This window comes from Microlunatus elymi, from assembly GCF_007362775.1.
GTDB classification, from domain to species: domain Bacteria; phylum Actinomycetota; class Actinomycetes; order Propionibacteriales; family Propionibacteriaceae; genus Microlunatus; species Microlunatus elymi.
Genome location: NZ_CP041692.1, coordinates 3,296,296 through 3,318,321, shown reverse-complemented (window position 1 = coordinate 3,318,321; position 22,026 = coordinate 3,296,296). Strand labels below are relative to the sequence as shown.

19 protein-coding genes are annotated in these 22,026 nt (G+C 66.6%); 8 read left to right on the top strand and 11 right to left on the bottom strand.

From position 1 onward, the window contains the following. Window positions 1–164 precede the first annotated feature (164 nt). Both FOE78_RS14810 and FOE78_RS14805 read left to right on the top strand, forming a co-directional pair. Entirely contained in the window at window positions 165–1,034 is an 870-nt protein-coding gene (locus FOE78_RS14810; protein ID WP_168207534.1) for a sugar phosphate nucleotidyltransferase, read from the top strand. A gap of 286 nt (window positions 1,035–1,320) precedes the next feature. Continuing rightward, on the top strand, window positions 1,321–2,079 hold the full coding sequence (locus tag FOE78_RS14805) for a class I SAM-dependent methyltransferase (RefSeq protein WP_143986985.1): 759 nt from the start codon (window positions 1,321–1,323) through the stop codon (window positions 2,077–2,079). 87 nt (window positions 2,080–2,166) lie between these two features. On the opposite strand, the gene FOE78_RS14800 is transcribed toward FOE78_RS14805, so the two are convergent. Then, a complete protein-coding gene (locus FOE78_RS14800; RefSeq protein ID WP_228265840.1) occupies window positions 2,167–3,408 on the bottom strand; it encodes an acylneuraminate cytidylyltransferase in 1,242 nt (413 codons plus the stop codon). A 40-nt stretch (window positions 3,409–3,448) separates the two neighbouring features. On the opposite strand from FOE78_RS14800, the gene FOE78_RS14795 reads away from it, so the two are divergent. The 3 genes from FOE78_RS14795 (at window position 3,449) to FOE78_RS14785 (ending at window position 6,479) form a co-directional block, all read left to right on the top strand. After that, entirely contained in the window at window positions 3,449–3,826 is a 378-nt protein-coding gene (locus tag FOE78_RS14795) for a VOC family protein (protein WP_143986984.1), read from the top strand. 57 nt (window positions 3,827–3,883) lie between these two features. Beyond that, a complete protein-coding gene (locus tag FOE78_RS14790) occupies window positions 3,884–5,623 on the top strand; it encodes an acyl-CoA mutase large subunit family protein (RefSeq protein WP_143986983.1) in 1,740 nt (579 codons plus the stop codon). A gap of 106 nt (window positions 5,624–5,729) precedes the next feature. After that, entirely contained in the window at window positions 5,730–6,479 is a 750-nt protein-coding gene (locus FOE78_RS14785) for an SDR family oxidoreductase (protein WP_143986982.1), read from the top strand. Between the two features lie 3 nt (window positions 6,480–6,482). Here FOE78_RS14785 and FOE78_RS14780 read toward each other — a convergent pair whose 3' ends face one another. The 4 genes from FOE78_RS14780 to FOE78_RS14765 are packed head-to-tail and all read right to left on the bottom strand — an operon-like array spanning window position 6,483 to window position 8,679. After that, window positions 6,483–6,779, bottom strand: a complete 297-nt coding sequence (locus FOE78_RS14780; protein WP_143986981.1) for a DUF3349 domain-containing protein — start codon at window positions 6,777–6,779, stop codon at window positions 6,483–6,485. Next, entirely contained in the window at window positions 6,776–7,168 is a 393-nt protein-coding gene (locus FOE78_RS14775) for a DUF3349 domain-containing protein (protein WP_143986980.1), read from the bottom strand. Before FOE78_RS14775 ends, FOE78_RS14780 begins: the two co-directional genes overlap by 4 nt. Before the next feature lie 24 nt (window positions 7,169–7,192). Continuing rightward, window positions 7,193–7,456: a hypothetical protein gene (locus FOE78_RS14770; protein ID WP_143986979.1), complete on the bottom strand. Its 264-nt coding sequence runs from the start codon at window positions 7,454–7,456 to the stop codon at window positions 7,193–7,195. 14 nt (window positions 7,457–7,470) lie between these two features. Continuing rightward, complete coding sequence (locus FOE78_RS14765) at window positions 7,471–8,679, bottom strand: inorganic phosphate transporter (RefSeq protein WP_143986978.1); 1,209 nt, start codon at window positions 8,677–8,679, stop codon at window positions 7,471–7,473. Window positions 8,680–8,883: 204 nt separating this feature from the next. Between FOE78_RS14765 and FOE78_RS14760 the strand changes: the two genes are divergently transcribed. After that, window positions 8,884–9,432: a DUF1360 domain-containing protein gene (locus FOE78_RS14760; protein WP_210414596.1), complete on the top strand. Its 549-nt coding sequence runs from the start codon at window positions 8,884–8,886 to the stop codon at window positions 9,430–9,432. A 21-nt stretch (window positions 9,433–9,453) separates the two neighbouring features. On the opposite strand, the gene pgm is transcribed toward FOE78_RS14760, so the two are convergent. Next, a complete protein-coding gene (gene pgm / locus FOE78_RS14755; RefSeq protein WP_143986976.1) occupies window positions 9,454–11,082 on the bottom strand; it encodes a phosphoglucomutase (alpha-D-glucose-1,6-bisphosphate-dependent) in 1,629 nt (542 codons plus the stop codon). A gap of 64 nt (window positions 11,083–11,146) precedes the next feature. Here pgm and FOE78_RS14750 point away from each other — a divergent pair, with 64 nt between their 5' ends. Beyond that, window positions 11,147–12,106 (top strand): tetratricopeptide repeat protein, encoded by a 960-nt coding sequence (locus FOE78_RS14750; RefSeq protein ID WP_168207533.1) that lies wholly within the window; start codon window positions 11,147–11,149, stop codon window positions 12,104–12,106. A gap of 18 nt (window positions 12,107–12,124) precedes the next feature. On the opposite strand, the gene FOE78_RS14745 is transcribed toward FOE78_RS14750, so the two are convergent. From FOE78_RS14745 to FOE78_RS14725, 5 genes are all read right to left on the bottom strand, one after another. After that, entirely contained in the window at window positions 12,125–12,916 is a 792-nt protein-coding gene (locus FOE78_RS14745; protein WP_143986974.1) for an NUDIX hydrolase, read from the bottom strand. A gap of 4 nt (window positions 12,917–12,920) precedes the next feature. Further along, window positions 12,921–14,936, bottom strand: coding sequence for a 1,4-alpha-glucan branching protein GlgB (gene glgB / locus FOE78_RS14740; protein WP_143986973.1), 2,016 nt, complete (start codon window positions 14,934–14,936; stop codon window positions 12,921–12,923). Window positions 14,937–15,014: 78 nt separating this feature from the next. Continuing rightward, on the bottom strand, window positions 15,015–16,376 hold the full coding sequence (locus FOE78_RS14735) for a maltokinase N-terminal cap-like domain-containing protein (RefSeq protein ID WP_143986972.1): 1,362 nt from the start codon (window positions 16,374–16,376) through the stop codon (window positions 15,015–15,017). Then, window positions 16,373–18,451, bottom strand: coding sequence for an alpha-1,4-glucan--maltose-1-phosphate maltosyltransferase (locus FOE78_RS14730; protein ID WP_228265839.1), 2,079 nt, complete (start codon window positions 18,449–18,451; stop codon window positions 16,373–16,375). The genes FOE78_RS14735 and FOE78_RS14730 overlap by 4 nt, the downstream gene beginning before the upstream one ends. 189 nt (window positions 18,452–18,640) lie before the next feature. Further along, window positions 18,641–19,294: a histidine phosphatase family protein gene (locus tag FOE78_RS14725; protein ID WP_168207531.1), complete on the bottom strand. Its 654-nt coding sequence runs from the start codon at window positions 19,292–19,294 to the stop codon at window positions 18,641–18,643. Between the two features lie 66 nt (window positions 19,295–19,360). Between FOE78_RS14725 and glgP the strand changes: the two genes are divergently transcribed. Beyond that, entirely contained in the window at window positions 19,361–21,940 is a 2,580-nt protein-coding gene (glgP, locus tag FOE78_RS14720) for an alpha-glucan family phosphorylase (protein ID WP_143986969.1), read from the top strand. Window positions 21,941–22,026: the final 86 nt, after the last annotated feature.

Here is a 22,026-nt window from a genome sequence, read left to right as displayed (position 1 = left end):
TGGCGAGCGAGAGAGGTGACCTGTGGGAGGTCACCTGGGCTGCGTCGGAATCCACGCACGCCCAGTGGGCGTTGTGGCGTAGCTGCCGGCCGAAGACGGCCGGAGAACACGCCAATGCCATGCGTGTACCCCAGTCTCGGGGCGGGACTGGGATGCTTGGCCCGATGAGTGATCTTGATGAGTGTGCCGTCGTGCTGACCGCCGGTTATGGCAGTCGCCTGTTTCCGGTGACAGCGGTGGTGCAGAAGAGTCTGATGCCGATCTTGAACTACCCGGTGCTGCACTATGTGCTGGCCGACCTCGTCGCCGCCGGGGTCCGCGACATCGCGATCGTTGTTGATCAGGGTGATCGCGCGATCGGCGAGTACGTGACCGGGGTTCCGACCGCGCGGGAGGAGCTGGCTTCTCGTGGATGGGCGAGGAAGTACCAGGCGATCGAAGCGGCTCACACCGAACTCGCGGCCGCGCGGTTCACCCTGATCGAACAGGACGTGAGCAGCGGTGACTACGGTACTGCCGTGCCGGCCAGCCTCGCCGCCGAGTTCGTCGGAGATCGCTGCTGCTTCTACAGCTCTGGTGATGACCTGCTGCTGGCCCCCGTCGGCGGAAGTAATACTGCGGATGTGGCGGCGTTGCGTGCCGCAGCCGACGGTTGCGCTGCTGCGATGCAGGTTGCCCGGGTGCCCGCCGAGCGGAAGGATCGCTACGGCATGGTCGAGCTCGAGGCGAGGGGTTCGGGCTGGCGGCTGGGGTCGTTGACGGAGAAGTCCTCGGCCGCGCGCGGCAGCTACGCGAACATCAGTCGCTACTACCTCACGCCAGAGGCATTCCGGACCGTCTGCTCGATCGGTCGCAATCCCGAGACGGGTGAGCGGATGATCACCGATGCCCTGGTCCGGTTGCAGCAGGACAGCTCGGTCGGCGTCTCGATCGCATCCGGTAGCTATTACGACTGCGGATCCGTCGACGGCTGGCACGAGGCCAACGTCGCCATGCACCGGTTCAGTCGAGAACGTCCCGCCGACTGCCGATGATCATGCTGGTGATCTGGATCCATCATGATCAGCTTCTGTCTGTTTCCATGATCATCTTCTCCCGGTTCGGATGTCTGTTCGGGAGCCGCCTCCGAAATCGGGGTTCGGTGCGCCGGAACCGGGTGTTTGCAGAGCTGCTCAGGACTGTCCCGCGCATTGGTCTTGTGGCCAAATCCGTTTGGTTGGAGGGATTCCGGGTCCTCAGTGGCCTCCGCGAGTGGTGGACGTCGCCAGTTGGCCCGCAAAGCGGTTGTCTCGGCTCCGTTGCCACAGCAGGATGATCGGCATGGATTGGGATTCCAAGACGCAGGACGAACTCTGGGGCGCCGAGGCGGCTCGGGAATACGACACACCCGGTGACGGGATGTTCTCGCCGGAAGTGCTCGGACCGACGATCGATCGGTTGGCCGAGCTTGCCGGTGATGGCCGGGCCCTGGAGTTCGCCATCGGCACCGGGAGAGTCGCCGTCCCGCTGGCCGAGCGCGGCGTACCGGTGGTCGGCATCGAATACTCCCGGCACATGATCAACAGGCTGCGGGAGAAGGTCGACGAGGCCACGATTCCGGTGATCAACGGGGACATGGCGACGACCCGGGCCGACGGCACGTTCAGCCTTGTCTATTTGGTCTTCAACACCATCGGCAACCTGCTTCAGCAAGATCAACAGGTGGCGTGCTTCCAGAACGCCGCGCGGCACCTGACCCCCGGCGGACGGTTCGTGATCGAGCTGGGGGTGCCGTCGTTGCGAACGATGGCACCGGGCACCGGCGGGTCGATCTTCGCCGTCCGGGAGGACTACATCGGCCTGGACACCATCGACACCGTGAATCAACGGTTGGTCTCGCATCACTTCCACTTCGGTGAGGGTCATGAGGCGGTTCTCAATCGCACTCCGCAGCGTTACATCTGGCCGTCAGAACTGGACTTGATGGGGCGGCTGGCCGGCCTTGAGCTGGAGAGCCGCCACGCCGACTGGACCGGTTCGGAGTTCACCGGCGAGTCGACCTCGCACGTTTCCGTTTACCGTAGGGGATCCACGGACTGATCGACCCCTGTTGATCGGGCCAAGTTGATCAAGCCCAGGTTGATCAAGCCCAGGTTGATCAAGCCCAGGTTGATCAAGCCCAGTTGATCAAGGTTGGCTTGCGAGCACCCGATCGCACAGTTCGCGCACGGCGCCGCGCCCGCCGGCAGCGGTCAGGACGATCTTCGCCGCGGCCAGCACCTGCGGATGCGCGTCGGACACGGCGATCGGCCAGCCGACCACGGACATCGGTCCAAGATCATTGACATCGTTGCCGAGATAGGCCGCACGCTCCGGCGGTACGCCGATGTCGGCAAGCCACTTCTGCAGCGCGGTCGCCTTGTCCTCGATCGCATTCCGCACCTCGACGCCGAGTTTGGTGGCACGACCGAGCACGACCGGATTGGTCTCCTTGGACAAGATCAGGAACGGGAGGCCGGCATGGCGCAGCCGCTCCACGCCGAGTCCGTCGCTGCGGCTGACCTCCACCAGTTCGTTGCCGTGTGCGTCGATGTAGGCGGTGTCCGGGGTGTGCACGCCGTCGAAGTCGGTGATCACCGCGTCCACGTCGATGGGGAGTGCTCGCGACTGCCTCTGCTCCCCGGTGCAGATCGCATCAGCCAACTGAAGTTGTTCGACGGTGTCGATCTCCAGCGATCCGAATTCGGACACGGCCACCACTGAGGTCCGGCCGAAGAAGCGGTGCCGGTGGGCCAGGAAACCGTCAGTTCGCATCACGTAGAAGGCGCCGGTCTCACGGAAATCCGGCCGGCGCTGCTGACGCAACGGGCGGTACGCGGCGTCGTGGTTCTGGCCGATCACCTGGCCAGTGCCCGCAGGCAGCGAGACATCGGCATCGCGCCAGAGGAATTCGTACGTCTCGATCGCCGACAGCACCGAATCGGCTCTGTCGGTCATGATCAACTCCACCGCTCGATCAAGATCACCAGGATCGATGAACGGGCTGGTGCATTGCACGAAGGCGATGACGTCCGGTTGCCGATCACGTTCGGTGATCACCGCGATCGCGTGGGTCAGCGCCGACTCCGACGTCGCGGTGTCGCCGGCGATCTCGGCCGGCCGTTCGATCACCTCGGCGCCGGCGCGGCGTGCTACCTCCGCGATCGCCGAGTCGTCGGTGCTGACAAAGACGTCATCGATCGAGGTCGCGGCCAGGCAGGTCCGGACTGCGCGTGCCACCAGCGGTACGCCCCCGACCGGACGCAGGTTCTTGCCCGGCACGCCCTTGGATCCGCCCCGAGCCGGAATGATCGCCACTGTCGACATGGCCCGCACGCTAGGTAGACGAATTTGCCAACAGGTGAACATCAGTTGTCGTGTCGCTGCCATGATGGCGATTCGATGCATCCACACATTGAGAGGCGGCTCGATGGAGATCTTGCAGATTGCCCAGCGGGTGACCGATCTGGATCGAGCCGCGGCGTGGTACGCCGAATTCCTGCGGGCCGAGCCGGTCGGCCGGTTCGATCCGCCCGGGCTGGTGTTCTTCAAGGTCGGCTCCGTCCGGTTGCTGCTGGAGCAGGGCAGTTCGTCGTCGATGATCTACTTCAGGGTCGATGACGTACGAAGCCTGGTCGCCGACGCGCGCGAGCGCGGCGTGCGGATCGACACCGAACCGCATGTGATCTTCCGGCACGAGGACGACGCCCTGGGTCCGGCCAACACCCAGGAGTGGATGGCGTTCGTGCGCGACAGCGAGGACAACCTGGTCGGCCTGGTCAGTCATCAGCCGGCCGAGGAGCTCTGATCGCAGAATCGGCAAAACTACTAGGGCGTCCTAGTATCGGCCGTGGAGGTGGGACCGATGACGAACCCTGACGATCCGAACAGCACCGCGGCGGGACGACGCCGCTGGGCACAGGCCTACGCCCGGGCCGAGGCGGAAGGCAAGGTCCGCGACGCGGACTTCAGCACCCTCTCCGGGATGACGGTCGATCCGGTCTACGGTCCGCCGGACGACACGGGCGACACGGACGAAACGGGCGATCCGCGGATGGAGCGGATCGGCTGGCCGGGGGAGTTTCCCTACACCCGCGGGCTCTATCCGACCGGCTACCGCGGCCGGAGCTGGACGATCCGCCAGTTCGCCGGTTTCGGCAACGCCCGGCAGACCAACGAGCGCTACAAGATGATCTTGAATGCCGGCGGCGGCGGACTGAGCGTGGCCTTCGACATGCCGACGTTGATGGGCCGCGACTCCGACGATCCGCGCAGCCTCGGCGAGGTCGGCCACTGCGGAGTGGCGATCGATTCCGCCGCCGACATGGAGGTGCTGTTCGACGGAATCGATCTTGGTGCGGTGACGACCTCGATGACGATCTCGGGCCCAGCGGTGCCCGCCTTCTGCATGTACGTGGTGGCCGCCGAACGTCAGGGTGTTGACATCAGCAAGCTCAACGGCACCCTGCAAACCGATATCTACAAGGAATACATCGCTCAGAAGGAGTGGCTGTTCGCACCCGAACCGCACCTGCGGCTGATCGGTGACCTGATGCAATACACCAGTGCGACGATGCCGGACTACAAGCCGCTCAGCGTATCCGGCTACCACATCCGGGAGGCCGGTTCGACGGCCGCGCAGGAGCTCGCCTTCACTCTGGCCGACGGTTTCGGCTACGTCGAGCTGGGGCTCTCCCGCGGACTGGAGGTTGATCGGTTCGCACCGGGGCTGAGCTTCTTCTTCGACGCGCATGTGGACTTCTTCGAGGAGATCGCCAAATTCCGCGCGGCCCGGCGGATCTGGGCTCGCTGGATGCGGGATCGGTTCGGGGCCAAGACAGCGCGGGCCCAATGGTTGCGCTTCCACACCCAGACGGCCGGTGTCTCGCTGACCGCACAACAGCCGTACAACAATGTGGTTCGGACCGCGGTGGAGGCCATGGCCGCAGTCCTCGGCGGCACGAATTCCCTGCACACCAACGCCTTGGACGAGACGCTGGCGCTGCCCACCGAACGGGCCGCCGAGATCGCGCTCCGGACCCAGCAGGTGATCGGGGAGGAGACCGGCGTGACCAACGTCGCCGATCCGCTCGGCGGTTCCTGGTACGTCGAGGAGCTCACCGACCGGCTGGAGGCCGAGGCCGAGAGGATCTTCGCCCAGATCGAGGAACTGGGGCAGGGCGGCCGGACCACCGAGCATCCGATCGGCCCGATCACCGCCGGCCTGCTGCGTGGCATCGAGGAGGGCTGGTTCACCGGCGAGATCGCCGAGGCCGCATTCGCGTACCAGACCAAGCTGGAGAAGGGCGACAAGCTGATCGTCGGTGTCAACACCCACACCGAATCGATCACCGACGAACTGGAGATTCTGCGGGTCAGTCACGAGGTGGAGACCGAGCAGCGTCGACTGCTCGCCGAGCGCCGGGCAGCACGTGATCAAGCGGCGGTGGACGCGGCCCTGGAGCGGTTGATCACCGCTGCTCGCGGCGAGGACGATCTGATCGAGCCGATGCTGGCCGCGGTCCGGGTCGAGGCGACCATGGGCGAGATCTGCAACGGGTTGCGCGAGGTCTGGGGCGAATACACCGAGCCGGCCCGGTTCTGAACCCTGACCGTCTCGTCATCCGACCCGAGCCCAAACGATCGATCGGCCGGGTGGCAAGATCAGCCTGGGCGGGCGCTTCTGATCATCTCGAGGACAGGAGATCCCCATGAGGATTGCGATTGCGGGAGCCACCGGACGCATCGGTCGGCTGACCCAGGAGGTGCTGGAGCAGCAGGGACATCAGGTCGTGCCGATCAGTCGGCGTCAAGGAGTTGACGTCACCAGCGGCGACGGCCTGGGGCGGGCGCTGGCCGGTGTGGATGCGGTGATCGACACCCTCAACACGCGGCCCGGGACCGAGCAAGCCATGATCGACTTCTTCGGCTCGACCACGCGCAATCTGTTGCAGGCAGAGCAGGCCGCCGGTGTCGGGCATCACGTGCTGCTGTCGATCGCCAGCATGGAGAAGGTGCCCGAGAACGCACACTACGCAGGCAAAAGGGCTCAGGAGTCGGCGATCGAGCAGGGGCCGGTCCCGTACAGCATCGTCCCGGCCACTCAGTTCCACGACTTTCCCGCGATGATCGCCGGCGCCACCATCCGTGACGGTGTGGCGGAAGTGCCGCCGCTGACGCTGCAGCCGATCGCTCCCGCCGACGTGGCAGCCGTTCTGGCCAGGATCGCGGTCGAGGGCCCGCAACGCCGACATCGCGCGATCGCCGGACCACGTCCGGAGGAGATGGTGTCGATGGCCCAGCGCACCCTGGCGGCCCGTGGTCAGGAGGTCGAGGTGGTCGGTGGATGGCGGGGCGGGATCTTCAGCCCGTCGCTGGCCCGGGACGACTTGCTGGCGCCGGCCGACGCCGAACTCGCGCCGACCACGTTCGACGCGTGGCTGGCCGCTGAAGCAGGCTGACCTTCAGTTCCGGTGGGGATCGGCCAACGGCCAACCGGCAGCTGCTAGCCGGGCGCGCACCCGGGCGACATCGGCCTCACTGGGCAGTTCGTTGGTGATCTTGGTGATCCGGACGGCGATGTCGATGTCGTCGGCTTGCTCGTCGGTGCGCATGATCTTCTCGGCCACCCGCTTGACCTCGTCGGGGGAGAGACGACGGCGCAGCAACGCGAGCAGCGGCACGTAATCCTGCTCCGGAACGCCTTCGGGATAGCCGGCCCGGAGCCAACTGATGATCGCCGCCAGGAAGGTCGGGGTCATCGCCGGTCCCGGTGCTCGCCCGGTTCGTCCGGGGGCGTCCCGGCGGCGATCTCGAGCTCGTCGGCCAACGGCCAGCCGCCGGCTGCCAGCCGTGCGGACACCCGGTGGACGTCCTCGGCCGACGGCTGCTCCTGCAGCACGCGGGTGATCAACTCCTCCACCTCGGCCTGGCCGATCTCACCGTCCGTCAGTGCCGGCGAATCCCGCACGGTCAGCTCGGCGACGATCTCGAGGATCTGGTCGTCGGTCAGTCGGCGCTTCAGCACCGCGATGACTGCGAACCGGTCGCGGCTCGGGATTCCGTCCGGGTAACCGTCGGTCAGCCAGCCGAGCACGCGGTCGATCACGGAGAAGCCGGTCGCCGCGGATTCCGTTGTGTGGTTGGCCATACTCGGTCCTCCGATTCGACGGGGTCAGTGCGCGAAGAGCTGCTTGCCGAAGACGATCACGACAATACCGAAGAGCGCGATCGCAATCACGAAGCCGAAGATGACGTACGCGGTCGCCCGGCCGCCGGTACCGGGATGAACGGTGACGGTGCCGTCGGCGTTGATCGTACGGCCGGAGTTCAGCGCCCTCAGTCCGAGCGCGAACAGCGCGGGAAGTCCAGCTCCGAAAATGATTCCGGCCACGATCACCTGCCAGAGCGCGGTCAGGGTGTCCTTGACAATTTCCATGATCAACTCGCCTCTCAGGCTGCCTTGGCAGGGTTCTCGGTGAAGGCGTGCGCGGCCTTCTCCCCCGGAGCCAGCCCACCCTCCCATTCGGAGTTCACGTTGTCCGGGTTGACTGCGGTCCGGCGGGACCGGACGAACATGAACGAGGCAGCCGCGATCAACAGGGCCAGCACGATCGCCGTGCCGACGTTGGGCCCGAGCGCATGGGCGATCAGCCAGCAGAGTGCACCGACCAGGCCCGCGGCGGGCAGCGTGATCACCCAGGCCACCACCATCCGGCCGGCCACACCCCACCGCACCTCGGCGCCCTTCTTGCCCAGCCCGGTGCCGAGGATGGAGCCGGTGGCGACGTGGGTGGTGGACAGCGCCATGCCGAGGTGGGACGAGGTCAGGATCGCTGCTGCAGAAGCGGTTTCGGCGGCCATGCCCTGCGGAGCCTCGATCTCGACCAGCCCCTTGCCCAGCGTACGGATGACCCGCCAGCCGCCGATGTAGGTGCCGGTCGCGATCGCCAGTGCACAGGCGATCTTGACCCACAACGGAATCGAGTCGGTGCTGGTCCAACTGCCGTACGCAATCAGTGCGAGCGTGATCACGCCCATCGTCTTCTGCGCGTCACCGGTGCCGTGGGCCAGCGAGACCAGCGATGCACTGCCGATCTGGCCCCAGCGGAAGCCCTTGTCCCGGCCAGCCGGCTCGAGGCTCTGGGTGATCTTGTAGACCAGCCGGGTGCCGATCGCCGCGACCAGTGCCGCGATCACCGGCGCGAACAGTGCCGGCAGGATGATCGAGGTGATCACCCCGTCCCACTTCACTCCGCCCCAGCCGAGGGCGGCGATCGCCGCGCCCATCAGGCCGCCGAACAGTGCGTGCGAGGAACTGGACGGCAGCCCGAACAACCAGGTCGCCAGATTCCACAGGATGCCGCCGACCAGTCCGGCCAGGATGATGGTCAGGATCGGAATCCCCATCAGGGAAGAGATCGGGGCGCCGCTGTCACCCTGGATGTCGATGATCTTGTTGGTCACCGTCAGCGCGACCTGGATGGACAGGAAGGCGCCGACCAGGTTGAGCACGGCGGACAGGCCGACGGCAACTCGAGGTTTCAAGGCGCCGGTGGCGATCGAGGTCGCCATCGCGTTGCCGGTGTCGTGAAAACCGTTGGTGAAGTCGAACGCCAACGCGACCACGATCACCACGATCAGGATGAAGAGTGCTTCCACGGCGCAGAGTCAACGCCAGCCGATCGGTCGCTGTCGAGCCGAGAACGGCCCTGGGCAGAAGGTGTCGGGAGAAAGTTCAGTCCCGGTGGCCCGGAGTTAACCCACCGTTCACCCACGCCGTTCGGCCGCGGCTGCCGTGGAATGCGCCATCGACTGGGTACGCGCAGGGTGTCAGTGATGTGGACGATCGGCGAGGAGGATCTGGTGGCTGGCTCATCGAACGGGGACGGCGACAAGCACGGCGCGCCCCTGACCGGACGACGCGGTTGGTGGCGGCGGGTGGCCGCGGAGTATTCGGGGTCGGCGGATCGCCCGCTGGGCTCATACCTCGGAGTGATGGCCGCCTATGCCGGGTTCGCCGGCGGGCTCGGCCTGTTGGCCCGCAGTCTCGGCCGGCTGAACTCGCCGCGGGCGGCCGACATCGTGTTGGCCGGGGTGGCAACCCACAAGGTGACCCGGCTGATCGCCAAGGACCCGGTGACCAGTCCGATGAGGGCGCCGTTCACCCGCTTCGCCGACCGGTCCGGCGACGCCGAGTTGGCCGAGGAGGCCCGCGGGACGGGGTTGCAGAAGGCGATCGGGGAGCTGGTCAGCTGCCCGTTCTGCCTGGGCCAGTGGGTCGCCACCGGTTTCACCGCCGGCTACCTCTTCGCGCCGAGAGCGACCCGGGTGATCGCGGCGATCTTCACCGAGATGGCAGTGGCCGACTTCCTGCACTTCGGCTACTCGGCGGCCGAGCAGGCCCAGCAGTGAGCTGACCGTCGAACCTGCCGGTCAGAGCACCGCGTTGACGACCTCCCGGGCGGCATCCTGGACCTGAGTCAGATGATCTTGGCCGCGGAACGACTCCGCGTAGATCTTGTAGACGTCCTCGGTGCCGGACGGTCGGGCGGCGAACCACGCGTTGGCCGTCGTCACCTTCAGGCCACCGATCGGCGCGTCGTTGCCGGGTGCCCTGGTCAGCACCGCGGTGATCTTGTCACCGGCCAGTTCGGTGGCGGTGATCGCATCGGCGTCGAGCTTGCCCAGCTTCGCCTTCTGCTCCCGGGTCGCCGGCGCGTCCACCCGCGCGTAGGCGGGGCTGCCGTGCCGTGCTTCCAGCTCGGCGTAATGCCGACTCGGCGTTTCCCCTGTGACAGCCAGGATCTCGCTGGCCAGCAGAGCCAGCAGGATGCCGTCCTTGTCGGTGGTCCAGGTGCTGCCGTCACGGGACAGGAAGGATGCTCCGGCCGACTCCTCGCCGCCGAAGCCGATCTCTCCGGTACGCAGCCCGTCCACGAACCACTTGAAACCGACGGGGACCTCGACCAGCCGCCGACCAAGATCGTCGGCCACCTTGTCGATCATGGACGAACTGACCAGCGTCTTGCCGATGCCGGCATCGGACCGCCAGCCGTCCCGGTGGGCGTACAGGTAGCCGATGGCCACGGCCAGATAGTGATTCGGATTCATCAGCCCGGCATCGGGGGTGACGATGCCGTGACGGTCGGAGTCGGCGTCGTTGCCGGTGGCGATGTCGTAGGCATCCTTGTTCTTGATCAACGAGGCCATCGCGTTCGGCGACGAGCAGTCCATCCTGATCTTGCCGTCGGTGTCCAGGGTCATGAAGGCCCAGCGCGGATCGACTGTCGGGTTGACCACCGTCAGGTCGAGCCCGTACACCTCGGCGATCCGGCCCCAGTACTCGACGCTGGCCCCGCCCAACGGGTCCGCGCCGATCCGCACGCCTGCGCTCTTGATCGCCGCAAGATCAAGAGCCAGCGCAAGATCGGCAACGTACGAGCCGAGGTAGTCGTAGCGGTGCACGTCTCCGATCGCGGTCTGGAACGGCGTCCGTTTGATCCGATCGAGGTCACCGAGCAACTCGTTGGCGCGCGCTGCGATGGCTTTCGTGGCATCGGTGTCCGCCGGACCGCCGTGCGGCGGGTTGTACTTGAAACCCCCGTCCCGCGGCGGATTGTGGGAAGGCGTGACCACGATTCCGTCGGCGATGTCGGCCGGTGCCGCCTCGCGGTTGTGATTGATGATCGCCCGGGACACCGCCGGTGTCGGCGTGTACTGATCATCCTGCTCACACAGCACCGTCACGTCGTGCGCGCGCAACACCTCGATCGCCGTCTGCCAGGCCGGTTTGGACAACGCGTGGGTGTCCTTGCCGATGAACAGCGGACCGGTGATGCCCTGCCCGGCCCGATATTCGACGATGGCCTGGGTGGTGGCGGCGATGTGGGCCTCGTTGAACGCCGTGTCCAGGCTGGAGCCGCGGTGGCCGGAGGTGCCGAACACGACCTGCTGATCGGGATCGGCGGGGTCGGGACGGCGGTCGTAATAGGCGCCGATCACCTGTTCGACGTCGATCAGATCCTCGGGCTGGGCCGGCAATCCTGCACGTGGGTGAGCCATGCGGGCCATTCTGCCGTGCTGACCGGCTCGCCGCACCCGACCGGGCTTTGGCAGGATGATCCCCATGAGTCCGACGCCGAGCAATCCTCGTGGTGCCATCGACCTGTCCGATCTCGCCGCCAAGGCGCAGCAGAGCCAGCCCGCTGCGGGCACTGTCGCGGGTCAAGGGGCGCCTGCGGGCGCCGCCGGGGCCTCGTACCTGGTCGAGCTGACCGAGCAGAACTTCGAGGCCGAGGCACGCAAGTCGCTGCAGTATCCGATCATCGTCGAGCTGACCTCGATCTCGCGGGTGCCGGCGGAGCAGCAGATGGCGGCCTCGCTGGACGAGCTGGCCTCCGAGAGCGGCGGGAAATTCTCCGTCGCCCGGGTGGACATGGACTCCGCACCGCAGCTGGCGCAGGCGCTGGCCCAGGCGTTCGGTGTGCAGGGCATCCCGGCGGTCGGTGGGCTCCTGCAGGGTCAGCCGGTCGGCTTGGCCCAGGGCGTACTGCCCAAGGATCAACTCAAGCAACTGGTCGACGAGCTGCTGAAGGCAGCGCTGGCCAACGGCATCGCCGGCCGGGCCGAGCCGGTTTCCCGCGCGGCGTTGGCCGAGGCGGACAGCGACGAACCGGATCCGCGCTTCGCGGCCGCCGACGAGGCGCTGGCCCGCGGTGACTACGCCGCCGCGGTGGAGGAGTTCGACAAGCTGCTGCAGGCCAATCCGAAGGACGCCGAGGCCGAGGCCGGCAAGGCTCAGGCCAGCCTGCTGTTGCGTACCGCCGACGCCGATCCGCAAGCGCTGATCGCCGCCGCCGCGGCTCCGGACGCACCGATCGACACCCAACTCGCCGCGGCCGATGCCGAGGTCGCCACCGGCCGGGTGGAGGAGGCTTTCGCCCGGCTGATCGCGGTGATCAAGAAGACCGCCGGCGACGATCGCAACACCGTACGGGTCCGGTTGCTGGAGCTGTTCGAGACCGTCGGCAACAGCGATCCCCGGGTGCAGAAGGCCCGCCGCGACCTGATGGCTGCCCTGTTCTGACGTCCGATTCGCCGAAGCTCAGAGCGGGCGGCCGTCCTCCATGATCAAGGTACGGCCATTGCCCAGCGCGGTGATCGCGGTCAGCCGCCGGAACGACAACGGGGTCAGGTGCGGTTCGGCCTGGGCGAGATCGATCAGCCGGACGGCCCTGATCTCCTGCGGATCAAGCCGATAGCCGGCCATCTCCTGCTCGGTCACCACCCCGCCGTCGAAGATCAACTCCAGCGCGTCGTCCCAGCCGAGGTAGGGCGGCATCCAGTCGACTGCCAGCAGACCTCCGACCTCGAGATCGAACCCGAGCTCCTCGCGGACCTCACGGATCGCGCCCAGCCGCGGCGACTCGCCCGGCTCGACGACGCCTCCGGGTAATTCCCAGTCGCGCTTGAACGTCGTCTCGCAGAGCAGCACGCGGCCGAGCTCGTCGCGCATCAGCACGTGGGCGATCAGCCGTTTGCGCGGCATGGTCGAATTGGCCACCGCGGAGAAGCCGTCCGGCCCGCCGATCACGTCGGCGGCGAGCCGGGCGAAGATCAACTCGTCGACGTGCCGATGATCTTCGGTCTCGATCGCCTGCCGACGCCGGCCCTCCAGCCGGAAGCCCGACCGGACCAGCGCCCACCGGGCCCGATGATCATCTTCGGCCGGGTCGGCCTCGATCCGGTACGCACCGCGGACGGTCAGGGCGTCCTCGGCCGCCATCCCGATCGCCTGCGTCAACGACTCCCGGTCCACGCCGGCGCCGCCCGCGATGGTCAGCCTTCCGACGCCGTGCGCGTCGATGTCGATATTGATCTTGAATTCCGTCGCCACCGGCTCAGTGCTCCTCCGGTCCTTCGACAGGCTCGGCGGCTGTGGCGCCGGACGGGGCGATCGAGCCGGCGATGTCGTTCAGGATCGGCTCCGGATCCTCGATCGGGTGCTCGGGATCGAACCGGAACCAGACCGCGCCCAACGGCGGCACGGTGACGGTGGCGCTGTGATCGAAGCCGTGGCTCGGGGTGGGGTAGGCGGTCACCTGGCCGAGGTTGCCGAATTGCCCGGTGCCGTCGTAGAGCTCCGCGTCGGTGTTCAGGATCTCCGTCCACCGGCCCTCCGCCGGAAGCCCGATCCGCAGGTCGTAGCGCGGGTCGGGCGAGAAGTTGATCACCGCGGCCACCACCTGTCCGGCGCCGTCGTCGCCGGGATCCATGCGCAGGAAGGAGAACGTGTTGCCGCCGTGATCGTCGGCGTCGATCCAGCGGAAGCCGGACGAATCATGATCGTGCTTCCACAGCGCCGGATGGGCACGGTAGACCCGGTTCAGGTCCTTGATCAACAACTGGACACCGCGATGCCCCCACTGCTCGGAGTCGTACCAGTCGACGCCGCGCTGGTCGTCGAATTCGCGCCGTTGGCCGAACTCGGTGCCCATGAAGATCAACTTCTTGCCCGGATGGGACCACATGAAGGCGTAGAAGGTACGCAGGGTGGCGAACTTGCGCCACTCGTCCTCCGGCGCGCGCTCGTACATCGATCCCTTGCCGTGCACGACTTCGTCGTGGCTGATCGGCAGCACGAAATTCTCCGAGTAGGCGTACGCCATCGCGAAGGTCATCTCGTGATGGTGATACTGCCGGTGCACCGGATTGCGACCGTAGTAACGCAACGAGTCGTTCATCCAGCCCATGTTCCACTTGAAGCCGAAGCCGAGTCCGCCATGATCAACACTGCGGGTGACGCCCGGCCAGGAGGTGGATTCCTCAGCCACCGTGACGATTCCGGGCTTGCGCCGGTAGACGTCGGAGTTCATCGCCTGCAGGAAGGACACCGAGTCCAGGTTCTCGTTGCCGCCGTAGATGTTCGGCACCCACTCGCCCGGGCCGCGGGAGTAGTCCAGGTAGAGCATCGAGGCGACACCGTCGACCCGCAGGCCGTCCAGGTGGAATTCGTCCAACCAGTAGTAGGCGTTGGACAACAGGAAGCTGCGGACTTCGTTGCGGCCCAGGTTGAAGATGTAGGAACCCCAGTCCGGATGCCAGCCCAGCCGGGGATCCTCGTGCTCGTAGAGCGCGGTGCCGTCGAAGCGCTGCAACGCCCACGGGTCGGTGGCGAAGTGGCCCGGCACCCAGTCCATGATCACTCCGATGCCGGCGGCATGCAGTTGATCAACGAGATAACGCAGTTCGTCCGGTGAACCGAAACGGGAGACCGGAGCGAAGTAGCCGGTCACGTGATAACCCCAGGAACCCTCGTACGGGTGCTCGGCCAGCGGCATGAACTCGACGTGGGTGAACCCCTGCCAGCTGACGTACTCGACCAGCTGACGCGCCAGTTCGACGTAACCCAGACCACGTCGCCAGGACCCGAGGTGGACCTCGTAGATCGACATCGGGCTCCGGTAGGCCGGCTGATCGGCCCGATGAGTCAGCCAGTGATCATCGGTCCAGACGTACTGGCTGTTGTAGACGATCGATGCGTTGTGCGGTGCGGCCTCGCAGAAGCGGGCCATCGGATCGGCCTTCAGCCGCCAGACGTCGTCGGCGCCCAGCACCTCGAACTTGTACAACGCGCCGGTGCTCACACCCTCTACGAACAGCGCCCAGACACCGGTGCCGGGCACTCGGTCGAGATGATGATCATGGCCGCTCCAGGCGTTGAAGTCGCCGACCACCCGGACCGCCTTGGCGTTCGGCGCCCAGACGGAGAAGCGGGTGCCCAGGACCTGTCCGCGCTCGCTGTCGGACTGGGTCAACTCCACCGCTCCGAGCCGCTTCCAGCACTCGGTGTCGTGGCCCTGACCGAATCCGCTCAACGCGATTCCCGTCAAACCTCCGGCCGGATCGATCGCCATAGCGCATCCTCTCCTTCGGTGCTGATCGGTGTTCGTCGGATGATCTCCATGCCATTTCTGATCATGCGCCACTGCTGATCATGGCGACAGGCCGGCCACGGCGGCCAGCGGGATCGGCAGCCAGTCGGGACGATGTCGGGCCTCGTAGACGGTCTCGTAGATCGCCTTGTCGGCAAGGTAGGCACGCAACAGGTCGCGGTCGACGGTCCGGCTCGCGCCCTTGCCGTAGCCGTCCAGGAAGGCTTGCTGGCAGGCGGTGACCCAGGAGGACGCGATCGCCCGGGAATGCAGTACGTGGTCGTGCGCGGCGACGTAGTCGAAGGAGCGCAGGGCACCGGCGACATCGCGCCAGACGCTGTCCGGCCGGGATCGATCGGCGTCCGAGGTGGCCGGTTCGCCCTCGAAGTCGATGATCTTCCAGCCGTCGGGTGTGTGCAGGGCCTGGCCGAGGTGGAAATCGGCGTGCACGCGTTGCACGGCCACGCGCCGGCCGAGCAGGGACTCGAAGATCGTGGTCAACCTCGGCTGATCGCCGACCAACTGGGGCACCTCGGCCAACGCCGCGGTCAGCCGCTGCCGCATCGTCGTCGCGACCTGGTCGCCGCCCAGTTCGTTCGCCGGGAACTGCCGGCGCAGTTCCGCGTGTACCCGTGCCAAGGAGTGGCCGAGGTCGTGGGCAGGACCGGTGAAGTCGTGATCGAGCCGGTATTCGGCCAGTGCGAATTCCCAACCGTCACGAGATCGGGGGATGTACGTGGTCAGCATCGCCAGATCGGCCGTGACCGGTTCATCGCCCGCCTCCGTCACCCATCGCCCCTCCAACCAGCCACGCAGGGCGGGCACGTCCGGGCAGTCGGCGCGGGTCAGGGCCGCGAGCGTCTCGATGTCCCGATTGCGTCCCGGGTGCAGATGGCGGAACAATTTCAAGATCACCTTGTGGGCGTACTCGATCGACGTGTTGGACTGTTCTCCGCCGAAAACCTGCGACGGCAGCGACGGCTGCAATCCGGACCCGTCCAGTAGCCGCGGCACGAGGTCGGCACCGGCACTCGCGGGGCTGCCTCCCGAGGGAGCTGAGCTTGTCGAAGGACCAGGACTCGACCCCCGCACCGCACCGATGATCACGTCCAGCAACGCCTGATGCGCGGCCGGATCCTCGGTTGCGTCGACACCCGCCAGCCGACCGTGGTCGGGATCGTCGATGATCAGCAACGCGTCGCCCGGATCGTGGTCCGGGTGATAGCTGATCAACAGTTGGTAGAGATCGGTGAGATCGCTGTCCTGGTAGACGATCCGGGCGATCTCCAGCCGGACGGCGGGCCAGTTGCCGGGCTCGCGGAGCCAGGGCAGCGGGAATGTCCCCGACACCCGGGCGGTTCGACGGTTGCCGCCGAACCACCGGGCGGAGGTGAGATGGTCGATCAACCGCCCATTGATCATGAGGCGCCCGAACCGGAAGGTTTCGCTGTGGAGGTGTCGGGTCGGGTAGCAGACGGTGTCACCGCACTCGGTGGCGTGACGGTCAGGATGTGCGCCGGATCCTCGAGGGTGAGCCGGACGTAATTACGCTGGCCCCAGCGCCACCTCCGGCCGGAAAGTTGATCATGGACTTCTAGCACGTCATGATCATCGAAGCCGAGCGCGGACATGTCCAGGAAGACTTCGGTCTCGGCGACCTGATGCGGGTCGAGGCTGCAGACGACGATGATCAGGTCGTCACCGACACGCTTGGAGTAGGCGAGCACCTGATCATGCGGCGTGGTGTGGAAGTGCAGATCGCGCACCTGCTGCAGGGCGGGATGTTCGCGGCGGAGTTCGTTCAGCCTGCCCAGCAGCAGCGCGAGCGACTCTCCGCGTTCCTCGGCACCGGCGAAGTCGCGCGGCCGGTACTCGTACTTCTCCGAGTTCAGGTACTCCTCCGAGCCGTGCCGCAACGGGGTGTGCTCGTAGAGTTCGAAACCGGAGTAGACGCCCCAGTTCGAGGACAGCGTCGCGGCCAGGACCGCGCGGATGGTGAACGCGGTCGGTGAACCGGACTGCAGGAAGGTCGGCAGGATGTCCGGAGTGTTGACGAAGAAGTTCGGCCGCAGGAAGCCGTCGGTCTGGGTGCTGAGCTCGGTCAGGTACTCGATGATCTCCCACTTCTCGTTGCGCCAGGTGAAATAGCTGTAGCTCTGGTGGAAGCCGATCTTGCCCAGGGTGTGCATCATCTCCGGACGGGTGAACGCCTCGGCGAGGAAGATCACCTCCGGATTCGTACGGCGTACCTCGGCCAGTAGCCAGGCCCAGAAGTCGACCGGCTTGGTGTGCGGATTGTCCACCCGGAAGATCGTCACGCCGTGATCGACCCACAAGTTGATCAAGCGCAGGCACTCGGCGTAGATGCCGTCCTGATCTTGGTCGAAGTTGATCGGGTAGATGTCCTGATACTTCTTCGGCGGGTTCTCGGCGTAGGCGATGCTGCCGTCGATCCGCTTGCTGAACCACTCCGGATGATCTTGCACCCACGGATGGTCGGGCGACGCCTGCAGAGCGAAGTCCATCGCGACCTCCAGGCCCAGGCTCCTGGCTGTGCGGACGAACTCGTCGAAGTCGTCGAAGGTGCCGAGTTCGGGATGGATCGCGTCGTGGCCACCGTCGGCGTTGCCGATCGCCCACGGTGAACCGGGATCCTCCGGACCTGGTTGCAGGGTGTTGTTGCGACCCTTGCGATAGCTGTAGCCGATCGGATGGATGGGCGGCAGGTACACCACGTCGAAGCCCATCCGGGCGGCAGCTTCCAGCCGTTCCTGTGCGGTGGCGAACGTGCCGGAGACCCAATGCCCGCTGGCAGATCGGTGCGCGCCGATGGAACGCGGGAAGAACTCGTACCAGGACGAGAAGAGGGCCCGCCGCCGATCGCAGAAGATCGGATACTCCGGTGTCGTGGTGAGCAGTCGGCGTGGCTTGTGGACGGCCATCGCCGCCAGTACGTCGTCGGTGCGAGCCCGGGCAAGTCGATCTTCGACCTGGACCGCGACGCCGAGGAATCGGGCCGCGCTGGACAGCAACTCGACCGCGGCGGCATCACCGGCGGCGCGGGCGATGCCGGCGGCCTCCTCGAACAGTTCCCGTCCCTCGGCACACATCAGTTCGACGTCGATGCCGGCCGGGATCTTGATCTTCGCGTTGTGCAGCCAGGTCTCGAACGGATCGTCGTACGCCTCGATCCGGAACCGCCAGCTGCCGAGCCGGTCCAGTCCAACCCGTGCGCCCCAGCGGTCGAAACCGGCCGGCGGCACCGGACGCATCGGCCGTACGCTGCTGGCGCCGTCGGGATCGGTCAACACGACCTGGGCGCCGACCGCATCGTGGCCCTCGCGGAAGACCGTGGCCTCGATACTGAACAACTCGTCGATCGCCGCCTTGGCGGGAAAGGCGCCGTTCTCGACCACCGGAGAGGGCTTGATCACCGGAATCCGGCCGATCGTCGTCCCTTGACCGGGCTGCGCGCGTCGAGCTCCTGGAACCGTCACACCGCCGACCTTAGTGGCGACGCGCGTCCCGCGGACAGCATTCGTCCCCACCTCGGGACGTCGCCGCCCCCGCCGGCCCGCCGAGAATCTGCCGGCGAGATGGCTGCGATCGGGGTCATTCACGGTGCATGTCCCGGCAGATTGCCGCTGACAGCAAGCAACACTTGGCAGGGCCGGCGGCGAGCTCGGTCAGTGCTCTCCGGTGAGGGGGCGGATCTCGGCGTTGCCCAGGCCGGGCAGGGAGCGGTGCTGATCGGGACGCACGCCGGCGAAGGCGGCGATGGTGATCTGGGCGGTGTCGCCGTGTGAGACCAGGACGATTTGTTGATCTTGGTAACGAGCATCCAGCTCCTTGATCAACTCCGCGGTCCGCGCGAGAACGTCGGCAACCGATTCGATGCCGTGGATGCAGGTGCCTGCGGCGTCGGCGGCCCAGACCTCGTCGTAGCCGCTGACCGGCCCGCCGTCGTAGCTGCCGAAGTCACGTTCGCGCAGTCGTACGTCGATGATCACCGGATCGGCACCGGTGATCGTGCGCAGTTCCTCGGCGGTCTCGAGGGCACGGGTGAAGTCCGAGGAGATGATCACCGGCGGCCGGTCCTGGTCCTCGGTCCAGAGCAACGCAGCGTCCCGCGCCTGCTGCCGTCCCAGTTCGGTCAGACCGTTGGCAGGATCGATCCCCGCGTCCGGCCGGCAGACGATCACACCGGCCACGTTGGGATGGCTCTGCCCGTGCCGCATCACCGCGTATGTGTTGCGCAGTTCGGCAGGATCGAAGCCCAGCAGGGCAGTTGCTGATGCGGCGTCTGCTGTGATCGGAGGCGGTCCGGGTCGGTTCGGCACCGGCTCATCGTAGGGTGCTGGGCCGATCGGCCTGCAAACCCGATCCGCAACCCCTACTGTGTGCGCGTGCGCGCGATTCGTCGATTCACTGTCCGGCCGGTCCTGCCGGAGCCGTTGACTGCCCTGGCCGAGCTGGCTCTGAACCTGCGGTGGTGCTGGCATGCCGACACCCGGGAGCTGTTCGCCAGCATCGATTCACAGCTGTGGGCGCGGACCCGGCACGATCCGATCAAGCTGCTGTCCGAGGTCGGGTCCGACCGGCTCACCGAGCTGGCCGGCGATCGCCGGTTCCTGCGCAGTCTGGAGCTGGCGCAGGCCGATCTCGCCGACTACCTGCAGGCCGACCGCTGGTATCAGGAATGGGCGGCCGGTCAGCCGGACGCACCGCGGGGGATCGGCTACTTCTCGCCCGAGTTCGGCATCACCGAGGTGCTGCCGCAGTATTCGGGCGGGCTGGGCATCCTGGCCGGTGATCATCTGAAGGCGGCCAGTGATCTCGGCGTACCGGTGATCGGGGTCGGCCTGCTCTATCGGCACGGCTACTTCACCCAGTCGCTGAACGCCTCCGGCTGGCAGCAGGAGCGCTACCCGATGATCGATCCGAACAGCCTGCCGTTGCGGCTGTTGCGTGATCAGTCCGATCCGGCCCGGCCGGTGGTCATCGAGGTGCCGCTGGACGGCCGTACCCTGCACGCCCAGGTCTGGCTGGCTCAGGTCGGACGCGTCCCGCTGCTGTTGCTGGACTCCGACGTGGAGTCCAACACCGGTAGCGATCGCGACGTCACTGACCGGCTGTACGGCGGTGGTCCCGATCATCGGCTGGCCCAGGAGATCCTGCTCGGCATCGGCGGCGTACGCGCCATCCGCGCCTACTGCGCCAACACCGGCACGCCGGCTCCGCAGGTCTTCCACACCAACGAGGGACATGCCGGATTCCTCGGCCTGGAACGGATTCGCGAGTTTCTCACCGGTGATCATGATCATCCGGTGCTCGACTTCGACGCGGCCCTGGAGGAGACCCGCGCCGGCACCGTGTTCACCACCCACACCCCGGTGCCGGCCGGCATCGACCGATTCGACCGGGACCTGATCCGCCGCTACTTCGAGCATTACCAGCCGCTGCCGATGGATCGGGTGCTGGCGCTGGGGGCGGAGGACTACGACGGTGGCGATCCGGGCCGGTTCAACATGGCCGTGATGGGTTTCCGGCTGGCCCAGCGCGCCAACGGAGTCTCCAAGCTGCACGGAGAAGTCTCCCGGGAGATGTTCCACGGCCTCTGGCGACTCTTCGACACCGCCGAGGTGCCGATCACCTCGATCACCAATGGTGTCCATCACGAGACCTGGATGCATCCGGCACTGCTGGAGATGTTGGAATCGGCCCGGGGCGACGGCGACACGGTGCTGGACGGCTACGACTGGGCCGGGCTGGAACGCGTCGACCGGCAGAGCATCTGGGCACTGAAGCGGACCATGCGGCTGGACCTGATCAACATGGCCCGGGAACGGCTTGCGGCCAGCTGCCGCAACCGTGGACTGCCGAGCGACTGGACCGCCGACGTCCTCGACCCCGACGTCGCAACCTTCGGCTTCGCCCGGCGGGTGCCCTCGTACAAGCGGTTGACGTTGATGTTGCGCGATCCCGAACGCCTGAAGCGATTGCTGACCGATCCGCAGCGGCCCATCCAGATCGTGATCGCCGGCAAGTCGCATCCCGACGACGAGGGCGGCAAGGCGCTGATCCAGCAGTTGGTGCAGTTCGCCGACCAGGAATCCGTACGGCATCGGATCGTCTTCCTGCCGGACTACGACATCGGGATGGCGCGGCCGCTCTATCCCGGTTGTGACGTCTGGATGAACAACCCGCTCCGGCCGTACGAGGCGTGCGGCACCTCCGGCATGAAGGCAGCGCTGAACGGTGCCGCCAACCTGTCCATCCGGGACGGCTGGTGGGACGAGTGGTACGACCCGGCCTACGGCTGGGCAATCCCTTCCGCAGAAGGGATCGACGACCCGTCCCAGCGTGATGATCTTGAAGCGCGGTCGCTGTACGACATGATCGAGAACGAGATCGTGATGAGGTTCTACGACACCGACGGCCATGGTGTCCCGCAGCGGTGGGTGCAGACCATGATCGACACGGTGGCCGGGCTGGGTCCGAAGGTGCTGGCCTCGCGGATGGTCCGCGACTACGTCGAACAGCTGTACGCGCCCGCCGCGGCCTCGTCACGCCGGCTCGACTCCTCGCCGCAGGCAGCAGAGAAGCTCGCCGTCTGGAAGCGGCGGGTCCGCGATCTCTGGTCGCAGGTCAGTGTTGATCATGTCGAGAGTCTCGGCGGCGAGACCGTCCAGGTCGGCAGCCAGATCGAGGTCAGTGCGCTGGTCCGGCTGGGGGAGTTGAGGTCGGACGAGATCGAGGTGCAGTTGATCACCGGCCGCGTCGGTGCCGACGACGAGTTGTTCGACATTCGTACCCATCGGATCACCGACGGTGTCGATCAGACCGACGGGGTGCGCCGCTATCAGGGTGTGGTGGACACCGAACGCTCCGGTGCGATCGGGTACACCGTCCGGGTGGTGCCGCATCACCCCGAGTTGGCCAGCGACGCCGAGCTGGGGCTGGCCGCCCTCCCTGCTGCCGAATGACGTGGCAAATCAACTGAAAGACTTGCCGTCGCGTACCCGGTCTGACAGGTTCGACGCTGCAAACGTTTGTAGTCCAAGCAGGGAAG

Bases quoted from the DNA above. Each gene is read 5' to 3' on its own strand.
- FOE78_RS14810 (WP_168207534.1), top strand. From the start codon at position 165: ATGAGTGATCTTGATGAGTGTGCCGTCGTGCTGACCGCCGGTTATGGC.
- FOE78_RS14805 (WP_143986985.1), top strand. From the start codon at position 1,321: ATGGATTGGGATTCCAAGACGCAGGACGAACTCTGGGGCGCCGAGGCG.
- FOE78_RS14800 (WP_228265840.1), bottom strand. From the start codon at position 3,408: ATGGCAGCGACACGACAACTGATGTTCACCTGTTGGCAAATTCGTCTA.
- FOE78_RS14795 (WP_143986984.1), top strand. From the start codon at position 3,449: ATGGAGATCTTGCAGATTGCCCAGCGGGTGACCGATCTGGATCGAGCC.
- FOE78_RS14790 (WP_143986983.1), top strand. From the start codon at position 3,884: ATGACGAACCCTGACGATCCGAACAGCACCGCGGCGGGACGACGCCGC.
- FOE78_RS14785 (WP_143986982.1), top strand. From the start codon at position 5,730: ATGAGGATTGCGATTGCGGGAGCCACCGGACGCATCGGTCGGCTGACC.
- FOE78_RS14780 (WP_143986981.1), bottom strand. From the start codon at position 6,779: ATGACCCCGACCTTCCTGGCGGCGATCATCAGTTGGCTCCGGGCCGGC.
- FOE78_RS14775 (WP_143986980.1), bottom strand. From the start codon at position 7,168: ATGGCCAACCACACAACGGAATCCGCGGCGACCGGCTTCTCCGTGATC.
- FOE78_RS14770 (WP_143986979.1), bottom strand. From the start codon at position 7,456: ATGGAAATTGTCAAGGACACCCTGACCGCGCTCTGGCAGGTGATCGTG.
- pgm (WP_143986976.1), bottom strand. From the start codon at position 11,082: ATGGCTCACCCACGTGCAGGATTGCCGGCCCAGCCCGAGGATCTGATC.
- FOE78_RS14750 (WP_168207533.1), top strand. From the start codon at position 11,147: ATGAGTCCGACGCCGAGCAATCCTCGTGGTGCCATCGACCTGTCCGAT.
- glgB (WP_143986973.1), bottom strand. From the start codon at position 14,936: ATGGCGATCGATCCGGCCGGAGGTTTGACGGGAATCGCGTTGAGCGGA.
- FOE78_RS14735 (WP_143986972.1), bottom strand. From the start codon at position 16,376: ATGATCAATGGGCGGTTGATCGACCATCTCACCTCCGCCCGGTGGTTC.